The sequence below is a fragment of the Nocardia lijiangensis NBRC 108240 genome (genome assembly GCF_001613045.1).
GTDB lineage: Bacteria > Actinomycetota > Actinomycetes > Mycobacteriales > Mycobacteriaceae > Nocardia > Nocardia lijiangensis.
Window position 1 is genome coordinate 1 of the sequence record NZ_BDBP01000155.1, and the last position, 10,604, is coordinate 10,604.

Here is a 10,604-nt window from a genome sequence, read left to right on the forward strand (position 1 = left end):
AAGTCGACGGCCGCGCGCACCCGGGCGTTGGCGTCGGTGAGCGCCTGGTCGAGGCGGCGGCGCAGATCCTCGGCGGCCAGCTTGCGGTCGGTGGCGGCGGCGACGGCGCGATCGAGATCGCCGTCGGCCGCCACGGCGCCGTGGAAGGCATCCAGCGGATCGTCGTCGGCCGTGGCGGACGCCTTGTCGAGGGCCTGCCGTGCCGAGGCGGTCGCGGTGGCGAGCGCCGGTCCGCCGAACGCGGCAAGTTCGGTGGCGGCGGCGACGTCTTTGCGCAGTTCGTCCAGCACCGCGGGCAGACCGTCGCGGGCCTGCTGGATGTCGACCGCCGCGTTGTCGACCGCGTTCAGCAGCGTGCGCGCCTGGCCGATGGCGCCCTCGGCGGCCCGGATCGCGCCGACGACGCCGCCCTGCCTGCCGACCGGCAGCGCCATGGCCTCACGTCCGGCATCGACGTTCTGCTCGGCGAAGGCGATGCGTTCGCGCGCCATCGCCGTGTTGTCCCGGATCGAGGCGAGCGCACCGGCCGGATGCGCGGCGGTCAGCCTAGCCAGCTCCGCCTCCGACGCGGGCACCCGGCCGGTGAGGTCGACCAGGTCCCTGGTCAATGCGTCCAACCGGCTCGGCGCGTCGATCAGCAGGTCGCGCATGTCGTCGAATTCGGCGACCCGGCCATCGAGTTCGCGATCCGCGCGGCCCACGGTGCCGATCAGCTCGATCAGCAGGCGGCGCTGCTCGTCGGCGGTCTCCGGAATGTCGTCGTCGAGCTGCTGGCGGAGGGCGAACGCCTTGGCGGCCGCGGTCTTCGCGTTGTTCAGCGCCGTGGTGAACGGTGTGGTGGCCGTCGCGCCGAATTCGCCGACCGCCAACTCCAGTTCCTCGCCGCTGGTGCGCACCGCGTTATCGATCTCGACGAGCACCTCGCGGGAGCGCGCGTGCAGCGCCTCCAGCGGAAGCGCGGCGAGAGCGGCAGTGTCGCCGGGGTCCGTCCGCCGAGCGGCGTCCAGCTCGGCCTTCTGCCGATCGCGGCGTCGTTTGCGCGTGTACAGCAGCAGCGCGCCCACCACCGCCGCGACCACGACGGCCAGGACCAGCAGGGTACGCAAGCTCACCCCGCCCGCGCTCATCGCCGAGTTCAGGCCGTCGGCGGTCGCGATGCCCGCGGCGGCCCAGTCGCTGTCGCGCAGCGCGGGCTCGACCCGTCGGGTCAGCAGGTCCTCCAGCTCGCCGTCGCTGACTCCATCCGGCAGGTCGCCGTAGAACCAGTAGTCCCGCGACCCGGTGGCGACCGCGAGCAACAGATCGCGGGTGCCGAAACCGGAAGCGGCGGCGGTGCGTTCGGCCCACGTCTGCGCATCGAGCCCGCCGAAATCGCGGACGTAGCCGATCCACAGCCGGATCTGCCGGTCGTCGTAGAGGCGGTCCACCGCGGCTTGGACGCGGTCCCGCTGGCCGCCGTCCAACGCGCCCGCGCTGTCGACGACGTAGGTGTCCATCCGGCTCGGTGGCTCCGCCGCGGCGGTCGGCGCGCCGATCAGCGCCGTGGCCAGCAGCAGGAGACCCGCCACGAGGGCGGACCAGCGGGCGCGACGTTTCGGCTGCGACGGCATCCCACGAATGTATCCCCGGTTCCCGGCGAATCAGTGGATAGCATCGTGGCGTGATCACGATCGACCGCCCCTATACCGGCCACGTGTCCGCGGGATCGAACCCGCAGCAGCGCGACCTCGACGGCGCGCGAATCATCAAGATGTCCGTCGGCGCGATGGACAACAACGTCTACCTCGTGCAGTGCGCCGCCACCGGCGCCGCACTGCTCATCGATGCCGCCAACGAACCCGGCCGCATCCTCGAGCTCATCGACCAGGAGGCGCCGGGCAAGGTCCGCCTGATCGTCACCACCCACCAGCACCCGGATCACTGGTGGGCGCTGAAGGAGGTCGCCGCCGAGCTCGACGTCCCGACCGCGGCCCACCGCCTCGACGCCGACCCCCTGCCCGTCACCCCGGACCGTCTCCTCGCCGACGGCGACACCGTCGAGATCGGCGACCTCACCCTCACCGCCATCCACCTCACCGGCCACACCCCCGGCTCGATCGCCCTCGCCCTCCCCGAGGAACCCGGCCGCATCCACCTCTTCACCGGCGACAGCCTCTTCCCCGGCGGCGTCGGAAAAACCCACAGCCCCGAAGATTTCACGACCCTCTACACCGACGTCACCACCAAACTCTTCGACCGCTACGACGACGACACCGTCGTCTACCCCGGCCACGGCGACGACACCACCCTCGGCGTCGAACGCCCGCACCTGGGGGAGTGGCGCGAGCGCGGCTGGTGACACACGGTATAGAACGTGTTCTAATTTCTGCGTGACGGATTCGATCTCCGGTACCTGTGACCCCGCCTTCCGCGAGGTGCGGGAGGTCTTCGCGGCGAGCTTCGCCGACGGGCAGAACCGCGGGGCCGCGGTGGCGGTGTTCGCGGGCGGACGGCCGGTGGTGGATCTGTGGGGCGGGGTAGCCGACAGGCGCAGCGGGCGGCCCTGGCTGGCGGACACGCCGTGCGTCGCGTTCTCCTGCACCAAGGCCGTCACCGCCACCGCCGCGCTGCTGGTCATGGAGCGCGAAGGAACCGGGCCGGAAGAGCCGGTGCGCCGATGGTGGCCGGAATTCGCCGCGCACGGCAAGCACGCGGTCACCGTCGAGGACCTGCTGACACACCGCGCGGGCCTACCCGCTTTCGACCGGCCGCTGACCAAGTTCGACGCGGCCGATCCCGCCGCCATGGCGGCGGAACTCGCGGGGCAGGCCCCGGTCTGGGAGCCCGGCGCCAAGCACGGCTATCACGCGGTCACCTTCGGCTGGCTGGTCGGCGAGCTGGTGCGCAGGCGCACCGGCCGGACCGTCCCGGAGTTCGTCAGGGAGCACTTCGGAGCGGAACTCTGGGCAGGTCCGGACGAGATCTCCCGCGCGGCCCGCCTAGGTATCCCGCCCGCCGATCAAATGGCTTGGCGGACAGAAGATCTGCCCGAGGACGCCGCGGTGCGACGCCTCGCCGCGTCTTATCGTGATCCCGAGTCGCTGCTGATGCGCGGGTCGACGAACCCTGCGGGCTCCTACAACGATCCGACCGTGCTCGCGGGCGGCTGGCCCGGCTCCGGTCTGGTCACCACGCCGCGCGCACTCGCCCGCTTCTACCGCGACCTGATCCGCGGCGACCTCTTGCGACCCGAGACGCTGCGCGACGCCGTGCGCGAACGAGTGCGCGGCCCCGACGAAGTCCTCTCCCTGGAAAGCGCTTTCGCCCTCGGCTACATGCGCCCCTCGCTGAACTTCCGCCTCCCGAAGAGCGCGCGGGCGACCGCGTTCGGTCATCCCGGCGCGGGCGGCTCGGTCGGTCTCGGCGACCTGGAACACGACCTCGCGCTGGCGTTCATCCCGAACCTGCGCCGCGAAGGTCTCGCGGGGGATCGCCGCGCCCACGACCTGATCGCCGCGGTCTACGCAGCGCTCTAACGCTCCCGCTACTTCACCCCGACCCGAATGCGCACCGCCCCTTCGGGTTCGGTGGCCTCCAACGCCTGCGTGATCAGCGCGCTGAGATCGACCTGCGGCACGCTGTGCGTCGCCGCGTCGGCGAGCGGTTGGAGCATCGGCACGAGGGGTTTCACCTCCGGCCCCACCGCGTTGATCCACTCGGTGAGCCGAGCCATGAAGGGCACCAGACCGGTTCCCTCCAGGTACATCGCCGGTGTGTCCCCGGTCCGCGCCAGGCGGCCCACCGCCTGGGCGATCTCATCGACACGCTGACCGAACTCGACGAAGTTCGGCGCGGCCACGCCGAAGGACGGCCCGGTCCAGTCCATATCGGGCGCGATGGACTGGAGATCGGTCATCATCTTGCCGATCTGCGGTGACCGGCTCATGATGGCCGCGGCCAGCAGGTCGGTGGATCGGGCGAGGCCGGGCGTCACCGATTCGGTGCCCTCCATCGCGAGGCCGAGTGTGTCGGCGAACTCGCCGATGGCGTTCGGGTCGAGCTGGTTCATCACCTGGGTGACCAAGCGCGCGACCTCCGGCGTCGACAGCGGTACGCGCACCCGAAGCCCTTCCAGCACTTGGCCTTCGGTCAGATACGGCCCGTCGTCGGTGTTCGGGGTGAATTCCACATACGGCTCGCCGAGCGCCGAAAGGCCCTCGATGACGACGGTGCTGTCCACGGGCAACCGGTAGCGCCGATCGACCTCGAAGCCGGCCTCCACCCGTCCGCGCCCGCGCCGCAGCGCGGTGATCTCACCGATCTTCACGCCGCGCAACAGGATCGGCGACCCCACCTCCAGCCCGCCGGAATTGCTCAGCACCATGGTCACCCGCAGGTCCTCGCGCAGCGGCTCCACCCGCACCACGCCGAAGGTGAGATAGGCGATGCCGAGTACCGAGATCACCGCGATCCCGCCCAGCGAAAACAGCGAACCGATTCTCATCGCACCGCTCCGATCATGCGCAGCGCCCGGACGATCTGGTCGACCTGGTCGCCGGAGGAGACCTCCGCGCCGCCCGAATCCACGGTCGCGCCAACAATGTTCACCGTCGGCCCGCGTTCGACGAACGGGATGATCCGATCGCGGATCAGCGCCACGAGGGCATTCAGATTGGACGGCGCGCTGAGATCGAGCGGCCGCGACGTGAGCGCCAGCGGGACGAACGCGCGGGCCGCCGCGTCGCCCGCCTGCGCCAGCGGGGCAAGCCACACCAGCGAATGCGAGACGCTGCCCAGCGCGCCCAGTACCCCGACGACATCGACGATGGACGCGACCGAGGCCGAAACCTGTTCCACGGCGGACTCGGTCAGCAACTCGGCGACCTGCGGACCCATGTCCTTCACCACGGCGGAGTCGGCAGTGAGCGCGTCGAGGAAGGTATCGACCTCGCGCAGGTGCTCGGCGAGATCTATCGCGTTGGAGCCAACGGCTTCCGAGATCCGCGCCGTCTCGGCGGGATCGGCGGGCAGCACGGTGTTCAGCCGGTCGATGATCTCCTGGAACTGACCGACCGCCCCGCCCTGCACGAAGGTCGCGACGCCCGCCATGGTGTCCTCGATCTGGGTGGCCGGAATCGTCTGGGCGCGCGGGATGGTCCCGCCCGCGGCGAGGATCGAACCGAAGCCGTCGGGCGGTGTGGTGAGCGCGATGTGGATGTCGCCGAGCACCGTGTTCTGCCGCAGCTGGGCGAGGGTGCTGCTCGGAATCCGCACGGACTTCTCGATCTCCGCCTCCACGACGACATAGCCGCCGCTGCCGTGCGTCTCGGCCGGGTCGACCACGGTCACCTGCGTCACGTTGCCCACCTGAGCGCCATTGGCCACGACCTTGGCGCGGGCGGGCAGGTTCAGCGCGTTGGCGAACTCGATGCGGATCGGATACGTCGGCCCCGACACGGTGGCTCCCGGCACCGGGACCGACGCCGGATCGAACGCACAGCCGCCGAGCAGCGTGGCCGCGACCAGCGCGGCGAGCAGGCCGCGGCGCATCCTCCGAGCCATCACCGCGCTCCCGCCACGCCGAGCACCCAGTTCACCAAGTCGACTTGCGGTCTGCCATCGACGGATTCGCCGCAGCGTCCCGGAGAGATCGCGTTGATCGCCGCGCACACCTGCTCCGCATCCTGTTCGGGTAGGGCCACTTTCGGTGGCAGATAGGTGAGTCCGGTCGCGCCGGGCCCCGCGATGGTGCCGAAAGCCGCGGTGAGCGCTGGGATCTTGGTGACGATGTCACGCAGGCTGTCCACGTTGTCGTGCAGCAGCCGCACCAACGGCACCGTGGCATCCAAGACTCGGAAGATCGGGTCGCCGAACATGCTCGTGATCTCGTTGAGCATCGGCAGCAGCCGCTGAAAACCGTCGATTATCTCGACGGCCCGGCTGAACAGTTCGTTGTTCACCTGGTCGAGCACGTCGGACAGGCGCAGCAGCATCGACTTGATATCGCCCCAGCGCGCGGCCACGCTGCCCGACAGCGAGGACAGCGCGTCGATGAGTCCGGCCAGATGACCGATGGCGGCATCCGGGGAGTTCAGCGCGCCGCCCAGTTTGCGGACGATCTCGTTGAGCTGCGGGCCGGTGCCCGCCGTCGCGGCGTTCAGCGCGCTGATGCCGCGGGCCAGCGCGTTCTGTTCACCGCCCTCGGGACCCAGTGCCTCGCTGGACAATTCGGCCAGCGCGCCGAGGGTTTCGGTCATGCTCTTCGGCGTCAGCGTTTTGGTCAGGCACTGTGCGGAATCCCAACGCCCCGTGCCGTTTCCGGCGTTCACCAGCGCCAGTTCGCGATCGGCGACGATCGTGTCGGAGACCGTCGTCGCCGCGGCGCCCGCCAGCAGGGGATGGTCGGCGTCGACGGTGAACTCCACACGCACCGAGGTCGGCGACGGCTCGATGGCGGTCACCTCGCCGACCGGCAGGCCGCGCATGGTCACGTGATTGCCGACGTACAGGCCGATCGTGTCGGGCATCAGTGCGCAGTAGGTCGCGGTCCTCTTGAAGGGGTCCGCGGCCACCACGTACGCGGCCGCGGCCACCGCCACGATCACCAATGCTCCCGCGACGGACATGAACCCGCGCGAACCGAGGACTTTCAGCAGCATCAGCAGACCCTCCCGGCCACGGGCACGCAGATCGATTCGGCCGGCGACGCCTGGACGGTGGTGTTCGAATGATCGATCACGACCTCGCCCTCGTGCGGGATGAGCTGCCCCAGGCGCTGACCGAGCGCGTGCACGTCGTCGATGACCGGTTGCAGACGTTCACCGAGCCGTTCCAGTTCGGGCACCGCCGCGGCGAGTTGCTCGGCCATCGGCCGGAGCGTGCCGTCCCAGGCTGGTTGCAGCGCGCCGAGCCTGTTGATCACCCGGTCCAGCGCCTCCACCGCCGTGCGTACCTCGGTGCGTTTGTCGGCCAGCAGTGTCTCGAGCAGGTTGACCTTGTCCACCAGTCGTCCCAGTTCGCCTTTCGCGGCGCCCACGGCGGTGAGGTATTCGTCCGCGATGCCAATGGCTTTCGCGACATCGGCCCGCTGCTGATCGAGCACGTCGACGAAATGTTCGACACCGTCGAGCGTCTGGCGCAGGCTGTCCGGGCTCGCCTCCAGCGAGTCCGCCATCGTGGCCAGGTTGTCGCGCAGGCCGCCGCCGTCGATGCGCCGGATCGGCTCCACGGCGTCCTGGAAGGCCTGAATCAGGCTGTAGGGCAGGCGAACTCGCTCCGCGGGGATGGCGCGGGAGCCGAGTGGGACGTTCCCGGCGGGAAACAGCGCCACGTAGTGGCCGCCGACGATCGTCAGCATGCGAATGTCCAGCGAGGTCTCCCTGCCGACGAAGACCGAGGAGTCGACGGTGAACGTCATCAGCACCCGATCCCGCTGCAACTCCAGCGATTCCACGCTGCCGACGGAGATGCCCGCCAGCCGCACGTCGTCGCCGGGACGCACCGACTGGGCTTCGGTGAGTTCGGCCGTGTAGGTGTGCTTCCCGAATGGCACCGCGTACAGCACCGCGACCGCCGCCATGGCCAGCGCGACGAGCAGCACGCCCAGGATGCCCAAACGCAGGTCACGCCTGCGGGCGGCGGCTTCGTCGCGGCGCGGCCGGTCCCGGTCGAACCAGCGCGCGAGCCGCCCCGTCATCCCTTGCATATCGCCACCTTCTGGCCCGCGATCAGCACGTCGAGCGCACCGGGGAGGTCGGCCTGCCCGCGGCTGCACGTCAGCGCGGTGTTCGACGCCGTCGCCGGAAGCGCCTCGCGCAGACCGGCCAGCAGGGCGGGCAGCCTGCCGAGCAGGTCGACGAAGACCCGCGGGTCCGGGAAGAGCGTGTGCACGATGGTGTCCAGATCGGGGTTGGCGTCCTCGGTGAGCCCGAGCGTGGCGAGCAGGGAGTCGACCGGATCGAGGACCGGCGGCGCGGTGACCGCGAAATCGATAAGGCCGGTGATCTTGATCTGTAGCGAGGCGAAGACGTCGGCCAGTTTGCCGAGCAGCGTCACCAGATGTGGTGAGCGCCCGCCGATCTGATCGGAGATCTCCGACAGGTTCCGTATCAGCGTCGAGATGACCTGCTGCCGGTCGGTCGCGTACCTGCTGAGCGTGCCGATGGCGTCGAGTGCCGGGCCGATGCCGTTGCCGTTGCCTTCGATCACCGCGAGCATGCTCTCGCTGAACTGGTTCACCGCGTCGGGCGAGAGCGTGGCGAGTACCGGCTTCAGTCCGTTGAACAGGCTGGTCACGTCGAACGAGGGCACCGTGCGGTCGGTGCCGATCGCCGAGCCCGGCGCGGTGCGGCCGCTCGGCGTGTTCTGCTGCTGCAAATCGACGTACCGCTGGCCGGTGAGATTCTGGTAGCGGATCGCGAACCTGGAGTTGTCGTACACCGGCGAGCCGCGGCGCACGCTGACGCCCACCACGGCCTGGTTTCCCTGCAGCGCAATGGTTTCGACCTTGCCCACCTGGACGCCGAACATGCGCACGTCGTCGCCGGTCTTCAAGCCGTTGGCGTCGGTGAAGACCACCCGGTAGCCGTCGGTGTCGCCGGGCACGGGGCGCTGGATCGCGGTGATCACCAGCGTGAGCAACGCCGCCATCGCCAACGCGAACAGCGCGAGCCGCAGGCCCGCGGCGCGGACCGAGATCATCGTTCGCCTCCCGCGGCGCCGAGCAGTGGCGTCAGCACCGGCACCGTGCGCACATCGATGTCGACGTTCAGTACGGGACCTTCCGATGTCTCGGGCATGGCCGCGCGCAACCGGTCGAGCAGCTCGCGCAGTTCGGCGCCGGACCGGTCCGGTGTGGACACCATTGCGGCGGCGGCCGCGAGAATGGGCGTCAGCATCGCCGCGTACTCGGAGAACTCGTCGCCCGTGCGGAACATCGTCCCTTGGAAGGCCGGGAAGAGCTGCTCGACGACCGCGTCGATGGTCGCGTCGAAGCGTTCGCGGTCCTCGCGCAGCACCGGAATGCGATAGACCTGATCGATCACCTGGAGGGTCGCGCCGACGAACGGCGCCGCACCGCCCAGCGCGGAGCCGAACTGGCCGAGCTGGTACGACAGCGGCAACGTCTGCGCGTCGGCGACCGTGCGTGCCAGCACCACCATCGACTGAAACAGCGGCGTGAACGCGCGGATGTCACCCGCGAGCTGGGCGAGCACCGAGGTCAGCTGCGCGGTCAGCACCTCGTTGCTCACCCGGGAGACGCTGCGCAACAGGCTGCCCATCGTCGCGTCGTAGGCGGCCGCGGCGTTCGGACCGGTCAGGTCGATCACGGTGCCGGGCCGCAGCGGCGCACCGCCCGGTCCCGCGCGCAGCGCGATCTCACTGATGCCGAAGAGATTTCCGGTGGCGTAGTCGACGCGCAGGCTGTCGTCCAGACCATCCAGGCGAGAGTCGTCCAGCCGCAACGTGATCCGCTGCGTGCCCTGCGCGTCGGGCGCGATCTCGGCGACCTCGCCGACCAGCACGCCGTCGGCTCTGACCTGGGTGCCCGCGACCACGCCGTCGCCGATCCGCTCGGTGTGCAACGAGATTCGCAGGCCGTCCTCCGCACTGACGCCGTCGTAGACGCGCCACCCCGCGCCAACACACACGACCGCCGCGAGCAAAGCCGCTCCGGTCCGCATCGACTTCTTCCGGTCGATCGCGACACCGGGCATTCCGTAGTTCGGCATCCCTACCCCGTGAAACTGATGGCGGCGTTGAAGCCCCACAAGACGATGGACAAGACCATGTCGACGGCGATGATCGCCACGAAGCTCGCGCGCACCGCGCGGCCGGACGCGACGCCGACGCCTTCCGGGCCGCCGGTGGCGAAAAACCCGTGATAGCAATGGATCAGGATGACCACGGTGCCGAAGATCGCGACCTTGAACACCGCGGCGAGCACGTCGAATCCGGACACGAACTGGAAGAAGTAGTGGTCGTAGACGCCCGAGGATTGCCCGTGCACCAGCGTGATCAGCCCGCGGCAGGCGAGATAGGACAGGATCAGCGCGATCAGGAACGTCGGCACGATCGCGATGGCGCCCGCGATCACCCGCGTCGTCACCACGAACGGCACCGAACGCAGGCCGAGCGCCTCCAGCGCGTCGATCTCCTCCGAGATGCGCATCGAACCGATCTCGGCGGTCATCCGGCAGCCCGCCTGCGCGGCGAACCCGATCGCGGCGGCGATGGGCGCCAGCTCGCGTGTCGTCGCGAACGCCGAGATCAGCCCGGTGACCGGGCCCATGCCGAGCATGTCGAGGGTGGCGAAGGATTCGACGCCGACCGAGGCGCCCATCGCCGCGCCGAGCACGATCATCATCGGCACGGTCCCGCCGCCGACGATCACCGAGCCGCGGCCCCAGGTCATATTCGTGATGGCGCGCATGGTCTCCGCGCGATAGTGGGTGAGCGTCAGCGGAATGGAACTCAGTGCCTGCCAGACGAATCCGGCCACGAAGCCGAGGGTCTCCAATGGATGCCACGGTCGGCTCGCGCGCAGTCGGCGGGTCAGCTTGCCGAGTCCGGCGGGAACATACGAAGACGCGGTCATCAGGCCAGCCTCGTGGGCAGGAACATGG

General features: G+C 69.8%; 10 protein-coding genes. 2 read left to right on the forward strand and 8 right to left on the reverse strand.

All coding sequences use genetic code 11. From position 1 onward, the window contains the following. The coding region (locus NL1_RS34480) for a TPM domain-containing protein (protein WP_067848752.1) at positions 1-1,610 on the reverse strand (1,610 nt) is incomplete at its 3' end. Positions 1,611-1,660: 50 nt separating this feature from the next. On the opposite strand from NL1_RS34480, the gene NL1_RS34485 reads away from it, so the two are divergent. Both NL1_RS34485 and NL1_RS34490 read left to right on the forward strand, forming a co-directional pair. After that, positions 1,661-2,338, forward strand: coding sequence for an MBL fold metallo-hydrolase (locus tag NL1_RS34485; protein ID WP_067848756.1), 678 nt, complete (start codon positions 1,661-1,663; stop codon positions 2,336-2,338). A 31-nt stretch (positions 2,339-2,369) separates the two neighbouring features. Beyond that, positions 2,370-3,515 (forward strand): serine hydrolase domain-containing protein, encoded by a 1,146-nt coding sequence (locus NL1_RS34490; RefSeq protein WP_067848758.1) that lies wholly within the window; start codon positions 2,370-2,372, stop codon positions 3,513-3,515. An 8-nt stretch (positions 3,516-3,523) separates the two neighbouring features. Here the strand turns inward: NL1_RS34490 and NL1_RS34495 are convergent, their stop codons facing one another. The 7 genes from NL1_RS34495 to NL1_RS34525 are packed head-to-tail and all read right to left on the reverse strand — an operon-like array spanning position 3,524 to position 10,576. Next, complete coding sequence (locus NL1_RS34495) at positions 3,524-4,483, reverse strand: MlaD family protein (protein WP_067848761.1); 960 nt, start codon at positions 4,481-4,483, stop codon at positions 3,524-3,526. Beyond that, a complete protein-coding gene (locus NL1_RS34500; RefSeq protein ID WP_084511375.1) occupies positions 4,480-5,541 on the reverse strand; it encodes an MlaD family protein in 1,062 nt (353 codons plus the stop codon). The genes NL1_RS34495 and NL1_RS34500 overlap by 4 nt, the downstream gene beginning before the upstream one ends. Continuing rightward, a complete protein-coding gene (locus NL1_RS34505) occupies positions 5,541-6,638 on the reverse strand; it encodes an MlaD family protein (protein WP_067848767.1) in 1,098 nt (365 codons plus the stop codon). Before NL1_RS34505 ends, NL1_RS34500 begins: the two co-directional genes overlap by 1 nt. Then, entirely contained in the window at positions 6,638-7,684 is a 1,047-nt protein-coding gene (locus tag NL1_RS34510) for an MlaD family protein (RefSeq protein ID WP_245673726.1), read from the reverse strand. The genes NL1_RS34505 and NL1_RS34510 overlap by 1 nt, the downstream gene beginning before the upstream one ends. Next, positions 7,672-8,679, reverse strand: coding sequence for an MCE family protein (locus tag NL1_RS34515; RefSeq protein ID WP_307624406.1), 1,008 nt, complete (start codon positions 8,677-8,679; stop codon positions 7,672-7,674). Before NL1_RS34515 ends, NL1_RS34510 begins: the two co-directional genes overlap by 13 nt. Continuing rightward, positions 8,676-9,710, reverse strand: coding sequence for an MlaD family protein (locus NL1_RS34520; protein WP_067848773.1), 1,035 nt, complete (start codon positions 9,708-9,710; stop codon positions 8,676-8,678). The genes NL1_RS34515 and NL1_RS34520 overlap by 4 nt, the downstream gene beginning before the upstream one ends. A gap of 2 nt (positions 9,711-9,712) precedes the next feature. Next, on the reverse strand, positions 9,713-10,576 hold the full coding sequence (locus NL1_RS34525) for an ABC transporter permease (RefSeq protein WP_067848775.1): 864 nt from the start codon (positions 10,574-10,576) through the stop codon (positions 9,713-9,715). Between the last annotated feature and the right edge of the window lie 28 nt (positions 10,577-10,604).

Bases quoted from the DNA above. Each gene is read 5' to 3' on its own strand.
- NL1_RS34495 (WP_067848761.1), bottom strand. From the start codon at position 4,483: ATGAGAATCGGTTCGCTGTTTTCGCTGGGCGGGATCGCGGTGATCTCG.
- NL1_RS34500 (WP_084511375.1), bottom strand. From the start codon at position 5,541: ATGGCTCGGAGGATGCGCCGCGGCCTGCTCGCCGCGCTGGTCGCGGCC.
- NL1_RS34505 (WP_067848767.1), bottom strand. From the start codon at position 6,638: ATGCTGCTGAAAGTCCTCGGTTCGCGCGGGTTCATGTCCGTCGCGGGA.
- NL1_RS34510 (WP_245673726.1), bottom strand. From the start codon at position 7,684: ATGCAAGGGATGACGGGGCGGCTCGCGCGCTGGTTCGACCGGGACCGG.
- NL1_RS34515 (WP_307624406.1), bottom strand. From the start codon at position 8,679: ATGATCTCGGTCCGCGCCGCGGGCCTGCGGCTCGCGCTGTTCGCGTTG.
- NL1_RS34520 (WP_067848773.1), bottom strand. From the start codon at position 9,710: ATGCCGAACTACGGAATGCCCGGTGTCGCGATCGACCGGAAGAAGTCG.
- NL1_RS34525 (WP_067848775.1), bottom strand. From the start codon at position 10,576: ATGACCGCGTCTTCGTATGTTCCCGCCGGACTCGGCAAGCTGACCCGC.